At 72.6% G+C, this 15,937-nt stretch carries 10 protein-coding genes; 8 read left to right on the plus strand and 2 right to left on the minus strand.

The window, feature by feature from the left end; all coding sequences use genetic code 11:
* Positions 1 to 21 precede the first annotated feature (21 nt).
* The gene (locus tag BXA10_RS06385; RefSeq protein WP_076468565.1) at positions 22 to 1,374 is read right to left on the minus strand and encodes an MFS transporter; all 1,353 of its coding nucleotides are present in this window, start codon (positions 1,372 to 1,374) and stop codon (positions 22 to 24) included.
* Positions 1,375 to 1,491: 117 nt separating this feature from the next.
* Here BXA10_RS06385 and BXA10_RS06390 point away from each other — a divergent pair, with 117 nt between their 5' ends.
* From BXA10_RS06390 to BXA10_RS06410, 5 genes are all read left to right on the plus strand, one after another.
* On the plus strand, positions 1,492 to 3,279 hold the full coding sequence (locus tag BXA10_RS06390) for an HSP90 family protein (RefSeq protein ID WP_076468568.1): 1,788 nt from the start codon (positions 1,492 to 1,494) through the stop codon (positions 3,277 to 3,279).
* A gap of 3 nt (positions 3,280 to 3,282) precedes the next feature.
* Positions 3,283 to 6,153 (plus strand): hypothetical protein, encoded by a 2,871-nt coding sequence (locus BXA10_RS06395; protein ID WP_245828151.1) that lies wholly within the window; start codon positions 3,283 to 3,285, stop codon positions 6,151 to 6,153.
* 111 nt (positions 6,154 to 6,264) lie between these two features.
* The gene (locus tag BXA10_RS06400; RefSeq protein ID WP_076468570.1) at positions 6,265 to 6,864 is read left to right on the plus strand and encodes a TetR/AcrR family transcriptional regulator; all 600 of its coding nucleotides are present in this window, start codon (positions 6,265 to 6,267) and stop codon (positions 6,862 to 6,864) included.
* 194 nt (positions 6,865 to 7,058) lie between these two features.
* Positions 7,059 to 8,396, plus strand: a complete 1,338-nt coding sequence (locus BXA10_RS06405) for an acetyl-CoA carboxylase biotin carboxylase subunit (protein WP_076468572.1) — start codon at positions 7,059 to 7,061, stop codon at positions 8,394 to 8,396.
* A 168-nt stretch (positions 8,397 to 8,564) separates the two neighbouring features.
* Complete coding sequence (locus BXA10_RS06410) at positions 8,565 to 9,476, plus strand: hydroxymethylglutaryl-CoA lyase (protein ID WP_076468573.1); 912 nt, start codon at positions 8,565 to 8,567, stop codon at positions 9,474 to 9,476.
* Positions 9,477 to 9,618: 142 nt separating this feature from the next.
* Here the strand turns inward: BXA10_RS06410 and BXA10_RS06415 are convergent, their stop codons facing one another.
* Positions 9,619 to 10,194: a snapalysin family zinc-dependent metalloprotease gene (locus tag BXA10_RS06415; RefSeq protein WP_076468574.1), complete on the minus strand. Its 576-nt coding sequence runs from the start codon at positions 10,192 to 10,194 to the stop codon at positions 9,619 to 9,621.
* A gap of 159 nt (positions 10,195 to 10,353) precedes the next feature.
* Between BXA10_RS06415 and BXA10_RS06420 the strand changes: the two genes are divergently transcribed.
* The 3 genes from BXA10_RS06420 to BXA10_RS06430 all read left to right on the plus strand — a co-directional run bounded on the left by BXA10_RS06420 (position 10,354) and on the right by BXA10_RS06430 (position 15,890).
* On the plus strand, positions 10,354 to 11,886 hold the full coding sequence (locus BXA10_RS06420; RefSeq protein ID WP_076468576.1) for an acyl-CoA carboxylase subunit beta: 1,533 nt from the start codon (positions 10,354 to 10,356) through the stop codon (positions 11,884 to 11,886).
* A 67-nt stretch (positions 11,887 to 11,953) separates the two neighbouring features.
* Positions 11,954 to 13,102, plus strand: a complete 1,149-nt coding sequence (locus BXA10_RS06425) for an acyl-CoA dehydrogenase family protein (RefSeq protein ID WP_076468579.1) — start codon at positions 11,954 to 11,956, stop codon at positions 13,100 to 13,102.
* A gap of 115 nt (positions 13,103 to 13,217) precedes the next feature.
* The gene (locus BXA10_RS06430; protein WP_076468581.1) at positions 13,218 to 15,890 is read left to right on the plus strand and encodes an ATP-binding protein; all 2,673 of its coding nucleotides are present in this window, start codon (positions 13,218 to 13,220) and stop codon (positions 15,888 to 15,890) included.
* Positions 15,891 to 15,937 lie beyond the last annotated feature (47 nt).

Genomic DNA, 15,937 nt, shown 5'->3' on the forward strand with positions numbered 1-15,937 from the left:
CCTCGGTGGACGACGTGTTGCTCAACGCGACGCGGGCGGTCCCGGCCGGACTGCCGTCCCGGCGGTGGTGGGCCGGTGGGCGGCCGGCGCCGGTGCAACCGGTCGCAGCACCCGCCACGCCGCGACGGTGACCAGAGCGAACGTCCCCGTGGCCGCGACCGTGACCGGCACCGTCCCGTACGCCCCGGCGACCAGGCCGGCGAGCGCGGCGCCGACCGGCGCGCTGAGCAGCCCGAGCATCCGCTGAGCGGCGCCCACCCGACCGAGCAGGGCGGTTGGCACCTGCTGCTGCCCGTACGACGTCCAGAGGCTGTTCCACACGGACGTGCCGGCGGCGAAGACCGCCAGTGCGAGACCCGCCCACACCGGGTGCCGGGAGAGCGCGAACCCGGCCAGCGCGACGGTCTGCGCGGCGAGCACGGCACGCAGTGCGGGCAGCGTGCCGACCCGGGCGGCGATCCGGCCGGCGGTCAGCGCCCCGACCACCCCGCCGACGATCGCGGTAGCGGTGAAGAGCCCGTACCCGGCCGGCGGCACGCGGAGCACCTCCAGCGCATGGAGCACCAGGACGGCCAGCAGTCCGCTGATCGCCAGGTTGCTCGCCGCCGTGAGCAGGGCGACCCGCCACAGTGTCCGGTTGCCGCGTAGCCAGCGCAGACCGATCGTCATCTCCGCCCAGAGCGAGCCGCGCCGACCGTCCGTACCGCCGCCCGGGGCGTCCTCGCCGGCGTGACCCCTGGCCGCGGCGCGACGGTGACGGACGGGCGCCCCGGGGACCACCCGCTCGTGTCCGGCGGCGGGCGGAAGCGGCGAGAGCGCCAGGACGAGGAGCGCGGCCAGGGCGAAGGTGACCGCGTCGAGAGCGAAGGGGAGAGCGGGGGCCACGGCGAACGCCGCGCCGGCCGCGGGCGCTCCGATGAGTCCGCCGGCCACGGCCGTACCGGCCTGGAGGCGACCGTTGGCCCGGGGCAGGGCGGCCGGCGACACGACGGACGGCAGCAGCGCGAAGGAGGCGGCGTCGAAGAGTGCGGCCAGGGCGGCGAGCAGGAACGCCGCGAGCAGCAGCGTCACGATGCCGGCCCGGTCGACGGCGATCGCCACGGCGAGCGCGGCCACCAGGGCGGCACGTACGCCGTCCACCAGCGCCATCGTGCGCCGCCGGTCCCAGCGATCGGCGTAGACACCACCGAGCAGGCCGAACAGCAGTGGCGGTAGCTGCCCGGCCACGGTGATCGCGGCGATCAGCCGGGGATCGCGGGTCAGGGTGGCGGCGAGCAGGGCGAGCGCCGGCGTACGCAGGGCGTCGCCGAAGCGTGAGGAGACGGCGGCTGACCACAGTAGGTGGAAATCACGGCCGAGACGGGTTGCGGGCATGACGGGAGGCTGCGGGTTCGACCCGGTCGAGGGTCAAGCCGCCAGGTGAAAGGAGGACGCGCCTGTCGGTGATCATCGGTACGGTGGGCGCCGGCATCGGACCGGGGAGCGCAAGGCGTGGACCACACTTTCCAGGTCGACCTTCGTGGCGTCGTCGACCTGCTCAGTCATCACCTCTACGGCAGCCCGCGGGTGTACGTCCGCGAGCTCTTACAGAACGCTGTGGATGCGATCACCGCGCGACGGGCGGCCGACCCCGACGCGCCCGCGTTGATCCGCATCGAGCCGCCCGAGCTGACCGGCGACGGGACGCTCCGGGTGCACGACACCGGCATCGGTCTCACCGAGGTGCAGGTGCACGAGTTGCTGGCCACTATCGGTCGCAGCTCCAAGCGGGACGAGCTGGGCTTCTCCCGGCACGACTTCCTCGGCCAGTTCGGCATCGGGCTGCTCTCCTGCTTCCTGGTCGCCGACGAGATCCGGGTGTTCACGCGGCACGCCGACCAGCCCTCCGTGTGCTGGACGGGCTACTCCGACGGCCGCTACACGGTCCAGCTCGCGCCGGCGGACGCCGGGCGGAGCGAGCCGGGCACCAGCGTCACGCTCGTCCCACGGCGGTCCGCCGAGCAGTGGTTCGCCACCCCGACCGTCCTCGACCTGGCCCGGCTCTTCGGCTCGCTGCTGCCGTTCACCGTCCGGGTCGGCGACGTGACCACGACCGCCGGGCCGCCGCCCTGGCCGGCGGAACCCGGCACGCCCGTCGACCGTCCGGCCCTGATCCGGTACGCCCGGGAGACGCTCGGCTTCGAACCGTTCGACGTGCTGCCACTATCCGTGCCCGAGGCCGGGCTGACGGGCGCGGCGTTCATCCTCTCCGAGCCGGTGAATCCGGCGGCCCGGGCCGGTCACCGGGTCTACCTGAAGCGGATGCTGCTCACCGAGCACGCCGACGGGCTGCTGCCCGACTGGGCGTTCTTCGCGCACTGCGTGGTGGATGCCAGCGAACTGCGGCCGACCGCGAGCCGCGAGGCGCTCTACGAGGACTCGCTGCTCACCGCGACCCGGGAGGCGCTCGGCGACCAGGTGCGCGGCTGGCTGGTGCGGCTCGCCAAGCACCACCCACGCCGGCTCGGGGAGTTCCTCCAGGTCCACCACCTCGGTGTCAAGGCGCTGGCGTTGCACGACGACGAGATGCTCCGGCTGGTCGACCAGTGGTGGCCCATGGACACCAACGTCGGCACGCTCACGCTGGCCGAGTTCCGGCAGCGGCACGGCCTGATCCGGTACGCGGCGAGCCTGGACGAGTTCCGGCAGCTCGCCGCGGTCGCCGCGGCCCAGGACCTGGCCGTGGTGAACGGCGGCTACACGTACGACACCGAGCTGATCGAGCGGCTGCCCGCCGTCGACCGGTCGGTGCTCATCGAGCGGCTGGAACCGAGCGACCTGACCACCCGCTTCGACAGTCTCGACCCACAGGTCGAGCTGGCCCTGCGGCCGTTCCTCGTCGCCGCCCAGCGGGCGCTGGAGCGGACGGGCTGCGAGGTGGTGATCCGGGCCTACGACCCGGTCTCGCTACCCGCGCTCTACCTGGTGAGCCGCTCGGCGGCTTTCAACGACCAGCTCGCGGCCAGCCGCGACAAGGCCGACGAGCTGTGGGGTGGGGTGCTCGACGCGCTCGCCGCGTCCGCCCCACCGGATCGGCCGCAGTTGGTGCTCAACCACCGCAACCCGCTGGTCCGCCGGGTCGGCACGCTCACCGATCCGGAGCTGGTCGGGCTCGCGGTCGAGGCGCTCTACGGACAGGCGTTGCTGCTCGGGCACCATCCCATCCGCGCGGGGGACGCCGCGCTGCTGAACAGTTCGTTCCTCGGCCTGCTCGGCCGGGCCGTACCCGGACAGGAGTGACCGGTGGACACGATCGAGGACCTCTGGCGGGTGTTCCGGCAGGTCTGCAACATGCCGTTCGGGCCGGGACAGATCGCCGCGCTGGAGCAACTGCTCCGGCGGGTCGACGCGGCCGAGGATCGTGAGCTGGCCTTCGTCACCCGGTTGCAGGGCACCAACGCGTACACGTACGGCGGCGAGCCGGCGAAGTCCTTCGTCACCTTCTCCTGGTGCCTCGCCGAGTTCGACCGGGATCCGCAGCCCTACCATGCCCGCTACGCGGGGCAGCTGCTCTGGCACTTCAAGTACATGGTCAACCTCATGCTGAAGTTCCCCGAGGTGCCGCTCGACCGGACGTACGCGGTCATCGACGACATGGAGCAGCGTTACCGGGCCGGCGGGCACAGCCTCCAGGCCGTCTACAAGCACCGGTTCCGGGTGGCCGAGCACGTCGGCGACGGCGACGCGGCCGCACACTGGTACCGGCTCTGGCAGACCACGCCGCGTGACAACCTCTCCGACTGCGCCGGCTGCGACCCGACCACCGAGGTGCAGTACCTCGCCGACACCGGCCGGTACGCCGAGGCGGCGGCCCTCGCCGAGCCGGTGCTCGCCGGCCGGCTCACCTGCAGTGAGCAGCCGCAGGCCATCCTGACCGCGCTGCTCGTGCCGTACCTGCGGTCGGGACGGCACGAGGACGCGCGCAACGCGCACCGGACGGCGTACCGCCGGATGCGCGGCAACATCTCCGACCTGTGGGACATCGGCGACCACATCGAGTTCTGCACGGTGACCGGTAACGAGGCGCGGGCCCTGGAACTGGTCGAGCGGCACCTGGACTGGCTGGATCGGTCGCCGTCCCCGGCCGCGACCATGCACTTCGCGGCGACCGCCTCCGCGGCGCTCAAGCAGGTGGACGGTGAGCTGACCGTGTACCGGCGGGCCGCGGGGGACCGGCCGGCCGCCGACGTCCCGGCGGCACGGCTCGCTGCGGAACTGGCCCGGACCGCCACCGAGTTGGCGGCCCGGTTCGATGCCCGTAACGGCACCTCCCGCCAGTCCGAGCTGGCCGCCGCCCGCCTCGCGATGCAGCCGACCGGTGAGCATCTGCCGCTCTCGGCGAGCGTGCGCCGTCGTGTGCCCCGCTCGGATTCCCCGGCGGCGGACCGCAGGCCGCTCAACGTCGAGGGTGCCGTCGTTCCGAATTCGGTGCCACCGGAGATCCCGGCGGAGGCCGGCGCCGACCAGCTGCTCGACCTCGCCGAGTCGAGCTGGCACCGGCACGACCGCACTGGCTTCCGGGCCGCCCTGGCGGCGTACGACGAGCGGTTCGGCGCGGCGGAAGAGTCCCCTTCGGCGAGGGCTCGCCGGCTGGAGCTTCGGGCGGCCGAGCTGAGCGACGGCGAGCAGGTCGCGGAGGCGATCGAAACCGCTCGGGCGGCAACGGCCGCCCACCGCGAACTGGGTGACGAGGTCCGGGCACAGGTGGTCGCCAGCCGGCTCGGTGTGCTGCTCGCCATGGCCGAGGAGAGCAGGCAGGAAGGGCTGGCGCTGGTCGAGGCGGCCGCCGGAGCCCTGGACCGGCTCGGGGACGACCGGCAGCGGGCCGCCGCCTCCGACCGGGTGGCGCTCGCGCTGATGCACGGCGAGCGCTGGGACGAGGCGCTGGCCGTGCTGGAGCGGATTCCGGCGGGGGCGGTCGACGACCCGTACCTGGAACTGCGGGTCGCGCTGCACCGCGCCCACGCACTCGAGGAGTTGGAGAAGGCAGACGAGTTCCGCGCGGCGGCCGAGCGAGCCCGTACCCTCGCCCGGGAGCTGGGCGTCGCCGAGTTGCTGATGAGCGCCTGCCTGGCGTACGCGCGGGCGGCGGACGATCCGGCGGAGGCGGTGACCGCCTGCGACGAGGCACTGCGCGTGGCACCCCGAGCCGCCCTGATCGCGGTCCGGGTCACCCGGGCCCGTGCGCTGATGGCGGCCGGGCGCGCCGACGACGCGGTGGACGACTTCGCCGAAGCGGTCACGCTCTGCGTGGAGCAGAGTGCCCCGGGAGACGCCCTGCTGCGCTGGGAACTGGCCAACGCGTACCGGGTCGCCGGCCGGTTGCACGAGGCGGCCGAGGTCGCCGAGGAGGCCGTGATCGGGCTCGACAAGCTCGGGGCCCAGGTGCAGGCGGACCGGTGCCGTTACCTGTTGGCCGGCATCTACCAGGGGCTCGGCGAGATCGACCCGGCGCTCGCACTGCTGGAGCAGCTCGCGGAGAACCTGGACGGCCCGGACAACCTGCCGCACCGGGCGGAGATGCTGGAAGAGGCCGGTGGACTGCTCTACGACGCGGACCGGGACGCCGCGGCAGCCGGGCGGTTCGCGGCGGCGGCGAGCGCGTACGAGCTGGCCGGGCACCCGGTGGACGAACTGCGGGCCCGCCGGCGCGAGGCGTACGCCTGGATGTGGGCCGGTGACGGCGCTGCGGCTCTTCGCGTCCTGGAGGTGATGGACCGACTCGCGGCGGCGCTCGCCGAGGACTCGGAGCCACCGGCGACGTACGAGCGGGCGATGGCGGCCGAGGTGGCGGCACGGGTGCTGGCCGGCGACGGCCGGGAGAACGAGGCGCTGGACCGGCTGGACGGGGTGCCCGACCGTCTCCGCACGATCGAGGCGTTCGGCGAGGCGGCGCAGGTCGAGATCTTCACCGGGGAGCTGCTGCTGCGGTTGGACCGGCCGGCCGAGGCGGAGCGGTTGCTGCGCGTGGTGCTTGGTGGGCTGCCGGTGGGCTCCCGGCCGGTCCAGCAGGCCGCGTGGCTGCTGGCCCAGGCGCTGGACCGGCTGGGCCGCCCGGACGAGGCGGCGAAGCTACGTACCGAGCACGATCTCGACCACGATCACGACGACTGACCATGATCCGGGCCGGCCGCTGCGCCGGTCGGCCCGGGCCACCGGCCGAGCGATCGAGCGTCCCGTAACCGTGCCTGCTCCTCGCGCCGAGCGCGGGTCTACGCTTGCCCCGTGACGGTGGAGCAGCAGGCGCGGGGCGCGGCCGGCGCGAGCCGGCGCCGTTCCCGTAAGGACGAGATCCTCGAGATCGCGGTCGGCCTCTTTGCCACCCGTGGCTACCACGGGGTCTCGATGGACGACATCGGTGCGGCGGCCGGGGTCACCGGGCCGGCCCTCTACCATCACTTCGCCGGCAAGGAGGCCATGCTGGTCGCCGCGCTCATCCCGGTGAGCGAGGGGCTGCTGGCCGGCGGCCGCGAACGTGCGACCGCGCACCCGGACGATCCCCGGGCCGCGCTGGAGTCGCTCATCGACTTCCACGTCGAATTCGCGCTGGCGAACCCGGCGGTGATCGCCCTGCACCTGCATGAGCTGGACCGTCTTCCCGACGAGCCGCGTCGCCGGATCCGTCGCCTCCAGCGGCTCTACGTCGAGGAGTGGGTGACGGTGCTCACCGCCCTGCACCCGGGCATGCCCGACGGCGAGGCCCGGGTGCTGGCGCACGCGGCGTTCGGCCTGATGAACTCCACCCCGTTCCTCGGCGGTGAGGTGGACCGCCGCCGCCGTGCGGAACTGCTCCGCGGCGCCACCCTGGCCGCCCTCCTGGCCTAACCGCGCCCCCACCCCCCCCGGATGACCGGGGGGATGACCGGGTTGATCAAGAGGTTTGCGTCAACCTCCGCCCGGAGAATGACGCAAACCTCTTGATCACCGCGCGCACTGCGGTGTCGCGGGGCGGGGCTCGTGCGCGACGGGGGTGGCGTGGTTCGCTGTGGGCGTCCCAACCCTTGGACGCTGGAGGAAACATGATCGAGTCGCTGCTGGTCGCCAACCGGGGCGAGATCGCCCGCCGGATCATCCGTACCGCCAAGCGGCTCGGCGTCCGGGCGATCGCGGTGCACTCGGAGGCCGACGCCGACCTGCCGTTCGTCGCCGAGGCCGACGAGGCGGTGTGTGTGGGGCCGGCCAACCCGGCGCAGAGCTACCGCAACGTCGAGGCGATCCTCGACGCCGCCAGATCCACCGGGGCGCAGGCCATCCACCCCGGGTACGGGTTCCTGTCGGAGAACGCCGGCTTCGCCCGTACCGTCGAGTCGAGCGGGCTGGTCTGGGTCGGGCCCGGCGCCGACGCGATCGCCGCGATGGGCGACAAGATCAATGCCCGGAATCTCATGGCGGCGGCCGGCGTCCCGGTCGCCCCCGGCACCACCGAGCCCGCCGCCGACCTCGCGGCGGCGGTCGCCGCGGCGGCCGAGATCGGCTACCCGGTGATGGTGAAGGCCGCGGCCGGCGGTGGCGGCATGGGCATGGGTGTCGCCACCGATGAGACGGCGCTGCGCACCGAGTACGACAAGGTGCGCTCGTTCGCCGAGCGGATGTTCGGCGACGGCTCGGTGCTGATCGAGCGCTACTTCCCGCGGGTCCGCCACGTCGAGGTGCAGATCCTCGGCCTCGCCGACGGTCGCGTGGTCGCGCTCGGCGAGCGCGAGTGTTCGGTGCAGCGACGCAACCAGAAGCTGGTCGAGGAGTCTCCGTCACCGGCGGTCGGCCCCGAGCTGCGGGAGCGCTTCCTGGCGGCGGCGGTACGCGCCGGCGAGGCGGTCGGCTACCGCAACGCGGGCACGGTCGAGTGCCTGTTCGATCCGGGCACGAACGAGTTCTTCTTCCTGGAGATGAACACCAGGCTGCAGGTGGAGCACCCGGTGACCGAGCTGGTCTACGGCCTGGACCTAGTGGAGGAGCAGCTGCGGGTGGCGTCGGGTCTCGCCCCGACGTTCGACCCGGACGCCCTCACCCCGCGCGGTCACGCCATCGAACTGCGCGTGAACGCCGAGGACCCGAAGCGCTTCCTGCCCGGACCAGGTGTGATCAGCGTGTGGACCGAGCCGGTCGGCGAGGGCGTACGGGTCGACTCCGGCTACGCCGCCGGCAACACGGTCACCCCGTTCTACGACAGCCTCATGGCGAAGCTGATCGTCAGCGGGGCGGACCGGGCGGAGGCGATCGAGCGCGCGAAGGTAGCCGTTGCCGGGTTCGAGATCGCCGGCCCCAAGTGCAACCTCCCCTTCTTCGCCGAACTGCTGGAGCACCCCGAGTTCCTCTCCGGCGACTACGACACCCGCATCGTCACCCACCTCCGCTGACCCCACCCCACCCCACCCCCACCCCCTACCCAGCCTTGTCGATCAAGAGGTTTGCGTCAGATCGAGCCGGAATCCTGACGCAGACCTCTTGATCAACATCGTGGACGGCCTGGGGTGACATGCTGGGGGGATCAGGACCAGCACTGCGTCACAGTGAGGTGACCCCTTATGACGAGCCTGCCGAACTCCGTGTCGATCCGGGAGGTCGGACCCCGCGACGGGTTGCAGAACGAGGACCCGATCCCGACCGACGCCAAGGTGCGCCTGCTCGACGCGCTCTCCCGCACCGGCGTCAAGCGGATCGAGGCGGTGTCCTTCGTGCACCCGAAGGCGATCCCGCAGATGGCCGACGCCGACGAGGTGTGGCAACGCGCCGACCGGGTCGACGGGGTGCGCTACTCGGCGCTGGTGCCGAACACCCGCGGCGCGCAGCGCGCGCTGGCCGCCGGGTTCACCGAGATCGAGGTGGTGGTCTCGGCCAGCGACACGCACAACCGGCGCAACGTCAACCGCTCGACGGAGGAGTCGCTGGACGACATCGCCGAGTTGATCGACCTGCTGCACGGTGCGGGCGCGCGCGCCGAGGTGATCGTCGCGACCAGCTTCGGCTGCCCGTACGAGGGGGACATCGACCCGCAGCGGGTCGCCGGCATCGTGGACCGGGTCGTCCGTGACGGGGCCGACCGGGTCGCGTTCGGTGACACCACGGGGATGGGCACGCCGCGCCGGGTGCGGGAACTGCTGACGGCGGTACGCGACCGCAACGCGCACATCCCGGTGCTGCTGCACTTCCACAACACCCGTGGCACGGCCCTGGCGAACCTGCTCACGGCCCTGGAGCTGGGGGTCACCGAGTTCGACGCCAGCGTCGGTGGTCTCGGCGGCTGCCCGTACGCCCCGGGGGCGAGCGGCAACCTCGCCACCGAGGAAGCGGTGCACATGCTGCACGACATGGGCATCGACACCGGCATCGACCTGGACGCCCTCATCGGGGTGGCCGAGCTGGCCGAGGAACTGGTCGGTAGGCAACTGCCCTCGGGCGTCCTCCGCGCCGGCCCCCGCACCCGCCTGGCCGGCTGACCGCCGGCCCCCGTACCCGCCTGGCTGGCTGACCGCCGGCCCCGGCACCCGCCTGGCCGCCGGCCGCTCCGCGCCAGCTGGGTCGTTCGACGGGAGGGGCCGGCGTATTGCCGGCCCCTTCGTCGTCAGCGTGATCTGTCGGTCAGCCCACGGTCGCGGGGACGGCCGGCCAGCTGTCGCGGAAGATCTGGGTTCCGGCGCTGTCCGTGGCGCGTTCGGTGGCGATGCGGGTGCCGGCGAAGAGGTTGCTGACCCGGTTCGCCTCGGTCGTGCTCGGGTACGGGTTCGTGCAGCTGGTGCCGGCGCTGCCGCCGGACATCAGGATCGCGCAGTTTCCGTTGTAATTGTCCGGCAGGCCGAGGATGTGCCCGATCTCGTGGGTCATGATCCGCAGCGGGCTGTACTGCTGGGCCTGCTGGGTGTCGATGTAGACCCGGCCGTTGCCGAGGCTGGTCCGGATGGCGTACGAGCCACCGCCGGTGATCTGGTAGATCCGCAGGTTCGAGCCGCAGTTCGCCGAGAGGGTCAGGTTCGTCGTGGCGTTGTTCCAGATCGAGGCGGCCTGGTTGGCGACGCTGGCGAAGCTCCCGGCCTGGCTGGTGTTGTAGCAGATGGTCATGGCGGCGGACGCCGGTGCCGGGTTTGCCACCGTGACGCCGAGGGTGGCAAGCGCCGTCGCGACGGAGGCGGCCGCGAGCCGGCCGATTCGTGAGGTCATGACGCACTCCAATCCGGAAGGTGCTGGGGTGCCAGGAGCCTAGCCAGAGAGATAGGCCGATATCAATATGCAGCGGGGTGGTCGTCGGCCGAGTGGTCCGCCGTGACCGGGATGCGCTAACCTAACGATCGTTCAGGTCGGTACGGCGAGGGGGTCGGCGTGACGCTCGACGGTGAGGCACTGGAGCAGCTGCGTAAGCGGGCCAAGGCCGGCGGGGCGGACAAGTACCACGCGGCGAACGCCGCCAAGGGCAAGCTCTTCGCCCGGGAGCGGGTCGGGCTCCTGGTCGACGAGGGCAGCTTCGTCGAGGACGGCCTCTACGCCAACGCGCTGGCCGAGGGGCTCCCCGCCGACGGTGTGGTGACCGGCACCGCGACCATCGACGGCCGGCCGGTCTGCCTGATGGCGAACGACTCCACGGTCAAGGCCGGCAGCTGGGGCGCGCGGACGGTCGAGAAGATCATTCGGATCATCGAGCGGGCGTACGACACCGGCGTGCCCATGGTCTATCTGGTCGACTCGGCCGGCGCCCGGATCACCGACCAGGTCGAGCTCTTCCCCGGTCGGCGCGGCGCCGGAAAGATCTTCTGGAACCAGGTTCGAGCCTCAGGCTCGATCCCGCAGGTCTGCGCGCTCTTCGGACCGAGCGCCGCCGGCGGGGCGTACATCCCGGCCTTCTGTGACGTGGTGGCCATGGTCGAGGGCAACGCCAGCATGTACCTCGGCTCGGACCGGATGGTCGAGATGGTCACCGGCGAGAAGACCACGCTGGAGGCGATGGGCGGGGCGAAGGTGCACTGCGCCGAGTCCGGCGTCGGGCACTTCCTCTGCAAGACCGACGCCGAGGCGCTCGACGTGGTGAAGCGCTACCTGTCGTACCTGCCGGCGAACTGGACCCAGACCCCGCCGGTCGGCGAGGCCGTGCCGGCGCCCGAGAAGGCCGACCTGGCCGCGCTGGTGCCGGCGAGCGAGCGGCAGGCGTTCGACATGCGACGGTACGTCAAGGGCCTGCTCGACGAGGGTTCCTTCTTCGAGATCCAGGCGCTCTGGGCCAAGGAGTTGACCATCGGCTTCGGCCGGCTGAACGGCGAGGTCGTCGGCGTGGTCGGCAACAACTCGATGTTCAAGGGTGGCGTCCTCTTCGTCGACTCGGCCGACAAGGCCACCCGGTTCGTGCAGCTCTGCGACGCGTTCAACGTGCCGCTTCTCTTCCTCTCCGACGTACCCGGCTTCATGGTCGGCAGCGCGGTGGAGAAGCAGGGCATCATCCGCCACGGCGCCAAGATGATCACCGCGATCTCGGAGGCGACCGTGCCGAAGATCTGCGTCGTGGTCCGCAAGGCGTACGGCGCCGGTCTCTACGCGATGGCCGGACCCGGCTTCGAGCCGGACGCCACGATCGCGCTCCCCACCGCGAAGATCGCCGTGATGGGCGCCGAAGCGGCGGTGAACGCCGTCTACGCCAACAAGATCGCCGCGATCGCCGACGAGGCGGAGCGCGCCGCGTTCGTCGCCGCCAAGCGCGAGGAGTACGAGCACGACATCGACATCGTCCGCCTCGCCAGCGAGCTGGTGGTGGACACGATCGTTGAGCCGTACGAGCTGCGGGCCGAACTGATCCGCCGCTTCGCTGCAGCGCGCGGCAAGGATCGCAGCTTCTCCCGGCGCCGGCACGGCGTCACTCCGGTCTGACCGACCATTCCCGCGTCTGCCGCCGGCGTCACGAGCGCTCGGTCGGCCTGTCCGTACAGGAGGAACCATGGACTTCCGGCTCACCGAGGAGCAAGAGGCGCTGCGGGAGAGCGTGCGGGACTTCGCGCGCGAGGTGGTCGCGCCGGTCATCGCCGAGCACTACGAGAAGCACACCTTCCCGTACGAGGTGATCCGGCAGATGGGCAAGATGGGCCTCTTCGGGCTGCCCTTCTCCGAGGAGTACGGCGGCATGGGCGGCAACTACTTCACGCTCTGCCTCGCGCTGGAGGAACTGGCCCGGGTGGACTCCAGCGTGGCCATCACGCTGGAGGCCGCGATCTCCCTCGGCGCGATGCCGATCTACCGGTTCGGCACCGAGGAGCAGAAGGCCCAGTGGCTGCCGAAGCTGATCAGCGGCGAGGCCCTGGCCGGCTTCGGGCTCACCGAGCCGGGCGTCGGCTCGGACGCGGGTGGCACCCAGACCCGTGCCGTGCTCGACGGGGACGAGTGGGTGATCAACGGCTCGAAGGCGTTCATCACCAACTCCGGCACGGACATCACCACGCTGGTCACGGTGACCGCGGTCACCGGCACCCGGCCGGACGGCTCGAAGGAGCTCTCCACGATCATCGTGCCCTCGGGCACCCCGGGTTTCACCGTCGCGCCGGCGTACTCGAAGGTGGGTTGGAACGCCTCTGACACCCACGAGCTGACCTTCGACGACTGCCGGGTGCCGGCGGGCAACCTGCTCGGTGAGCGCGGCCGGGGCTTCGCCCAGTTCCTGCGCATCCTTGACGAGGGACGGATCGCCATCGCCGCGCTCGCCGTCGGCCTCGCCCAGGGCTGCGTCGACGAGTCGCTGAAGTACGCCTGGGAGCGGCACGCCTTCGGCCAGCCGATCGGGAACTACCAGGCCATCCAGTTCAAGATTGCCGACATGGAGATGCGGGCACACACGGCCCGGTTGGCGTACTACGACGCGGCCGCGCGGATGCTCGCGGGCGAGCCGTTCAAACGGCAGGCCGCCATCGCGAAGCTGCACGCCAGCACCATCGCCGTGGACAACGCCCGGGAGGCCACCCAGATCCACGGCGGCTACGGCTTCATGAACGAGTACCCGGTGGCCCGGTTCTGGCGGGACTCGAAGATCCTCGAGATCGGTGAGGGCACCAGCGAGGTGCAGCGGATGATCATTGCCCGCGACCTCGGCCTCTGAGGACGCCGACCATCGGGATGGCGGGCGGCGACGGCTGTCGGATTTCAGCCGAGGAACGTCGGCAGCCCGACGCTGAGCTGCCGGCCCTCGTACCTGATCCGTAGTCTTCCACTCCGTGACTCCGGCTCGTGATCGCTCGTCCGACCCGGCCGACGGCTTCGGCCTGCCGGAACTCCTCCGTGGGCACCGGCTCGCCGCCGGCCTCACCCAGGCCGAGCTGGCGAACCGCGCCGGGGTGGGCGTACGGACGGTGCGCGACCTGGAACGCGGCCGCTCCTCCCGGCCCCAGCGGACCACCGTCGAGCTGCTGGCCGGGGCGCTCGAGCTCAGCGGCGCCGCCCGCGCGGCGTTCCTCACCGTGGCTCGCGGGCCGGTCGGAGTCGAACCGGCCGGCCCGACGTCGGGCTCGGCGGCGGTCACCCGGTTCGGGACCGGGGAACCCGGGCTCGCGATGACGTTGCCGCCGCCGGTCGAGTTGATCGGGCGCGACCGGGACGTCAGCGAACTGGTGGCCATGCTGACCGACGAGCTCGGCCCCCGACTGGTGAGCCTTGTCGGCCTGGCGGGAGTCGGCAAGTCCGCGCTGGCCCTGACCGTCGGTCACGCGGTGGCGGGCAGTCACCCCGGCGGCGTCGCCGGGGTGCTGATCGGGGAGGGATCGGACCCGCACGACGTGCTCGCCATCTCGGTGGCCGTGTTCGGTGCGGCCCGCGCGCCGGAACTCGCCGCCCGCCTTGCCGGCCGTCCGGCGCTGCTCGTGGTGGACGCCGTCGAGCGCGCCCCCGGGCCGGTGGCCGAGGTGCTGCACCGGCTGATCGCCGCCGTGCCGTCGCTTCGGGTGCTGGTCACCGGGCGGCATCCGGTTGGCCTGTCCGGGGAACGGGTGTGGCCGGTGACGCCACTCGAGGTGCCGCCCCCGGAGGCGGAGCTGTCCGGGCCCGCGGCGCTGACCGGGTGGCCGGCGACCGAACTCTTCATCGCTCGTCTCGGCCAGGTGCGCCGCGAGCCGACCGCTCCCGGCGAGCTGCCGGCCATCGCGGCGCTCGTCCGCCGGCTCGGTGGTCTGCCGCTCGCCATCGAACTGGTGGCCGCGCGCGGACGGGTTCTCGACCCGGCCGAGCTGCTCGATCGGTACGGCGACCGCGTTCTCGACCTCGCCACCCCCGACACGTACGCGCAGAGTCGAGGCTGGGGGCGGTGCTTGGCGCAGCCCGATGCGCCCTCGATGGCGGTCACGCTCCGGGACGCCGTGGCGGCCAGCTACCGGCTGCTCGCCCCGGATGAGCGGGTCGCGCTGTGCCGGCTCGCCGCGTTCGGCCACCGCTGGTCCGTCGAACTGGCCGAGGAGATGCTCGCCTGCGACGCGGACGCGGACGGCACGGTGGCGATCGATCCCGTTCCGGTGCTGGACCGGCTCGCCGAGCTCGGCCTGCTGAGCGTCTTCGGCACCGGGCCGTTGCGGTTCCGTCTGCTGGACGCGGTCCGCGAATTCGCCATCGAGCAGGCCGCGGGGGCCGGAAAGCTGACGTACATCCGCCGTCGGCACGCCAGAGTGATCGCCGCGCTGGTTGCCCGCACCGTGCCCGACCTGGTCGGCGCCCGCCTCACCGGTGCGGTGCGTCGGCTCGACGAGATGAACGGCGACATCAGCTCCGCACTGGCGCACGCGGCCACCGACGATCCGCTGACCGCACTGCGGCTCGCGTCGGGACTGTCGCGCTGGTGGCGGTTCCGGGGGCGCGACGTGGCTGGACGGCAGTGGCTGCGCAGGCTGCTGGCCGATCCGCGTACCGCTGACGCCGACCCGGCCCTGCGGGCGCGGGCGGAGCTGGGGGCGGCCCGGCTCGCCGCCGAGCACGGGTCCGCCGACGAGGAACTGCCTGCGGCGTGGGCGGCCCTGGACACGTTCCGGCGCACCGGCGACGTGCCGGGGCAGCTCGCGGCGCGTACCGTGCTCGGCAGCCTGCTGATCCGCACCGGCTGCCCGGTGGAGGCCCGGGAGCAGGCCGAGGCGGTGCTGCGGTTGGCCACGCGGCACGGGCGGATCCGGGACGTGGCGGTGGCACAGAACAATCTGGCCTGGCACGAGGTCCGCCTCGCCGACCTGGCCGCGGCTCGGCGTCGGCTCGCTGCGGTGGACCGCATCGCGGCCGAGTGTGGGGAGCAGCGGCTGCGGGTCCTGGCGCGGGCGAACCTCGCCGAGGTGGCCCGGCTGGAGGGCCGGCACGGCGACGCCGTCGACCAGGGCCGTCGGGTGGTGGCGATGCTCGCGGAGCTGGGCGATCCGGGGCATCGCCGCCGGATGCTCGGCCGGGTGGGGCTGGCGCTGGCCCAGGACGGCCGGGTGGATGAAGCCGCCGAGGTGCTGGCCGAGCTTCGGGCCTGTGCCCCGGTGCGAGTGCGGCTGCGTCCCCGGTGGGAACACCCCGTGCCCCGGCAGCGTCCGGCCGCCGCGCCGGGCGGCCTGGCCACCGACCACGTCGGCTGGCGGTGGCCGCATCCGGAGGCGGGAATCTGCGCGCTGATCGAGGGCAACCTCGCGCTGCACCAGGGCGACCGGGAGTTGTCGGCCGAGTGGTTCAGCGCGGCGGTGGAGGCGGGTGCGGACGGTTACGACCGCCGCGACACGGTGGAGGCGCTGGTCGGCCTCGCCGCCGGCACCGGCGATCCGACCGTGCTGGACCGGCTGGAGCGGGTGTGCCAGGAGTCCGCGATCCGGCTGTTGCCGCAGGAGGAGGAGTTGCTCTACGCGCTGGTCGCCGTCCGGGAAGGGCGGGCGTCCCGGTAGAACGAGCGGACCGCGGCGAAGCATCGGCCCGTGTCAGCGCCGGCTCA

Origin of the sequence: Micromonospora avicenniae (assembly GCF_900156065.1) — a bacterium.
GTDB lineage: Bacteria > Actinomycetota > Actinomycetes > Mycobacteriales > Micromonosporaceae > Micromonospora > Micromonospora avicenniae.

What these genes read in the sequence shown, in the direction of transcription:
- BXA10_RS06385 (WP_076468565.1), bottom strand. Translation starts at nt 1,374, where the DNA reads ATGCCCGCAACCCGTCTCGGCCGTGATTTCCACCTACTGTGGTCAGCC.
- BXA10_RS06405 (WP_076468572.1), top strand. Translation starts at nt 7,059, where the DNA reads ATGATCGAGTCGCTGCTGGTCGCCAACCGGGGCGAGATCGCCCGCCGG.
- BXA10_RS06410 (WP_076468573.1), top strand. Translation starts at nt 8,565, where the DNA reads ATGACGAGCCTGCCGAACTCCGTGTCGATCCGGGAGGTCGGACCCCGC.
- BXA10_RS06415 (WP_076468574.1), bottom strand. Translation starts at nt 10,194, where the DNA reads ATGACCTCACGAATCGGCCGGCTCGCGGCCGCCTCCGTCGCGACGGCG.
- BXA10_RS06425 (WP_076468579.1), top strand. Translation starts at nt 11,954, where the DNA reads ATGGACTTCCGGCTCACCGAGGAGCAAGAGGCGCTGCGGGAGAGCGTG.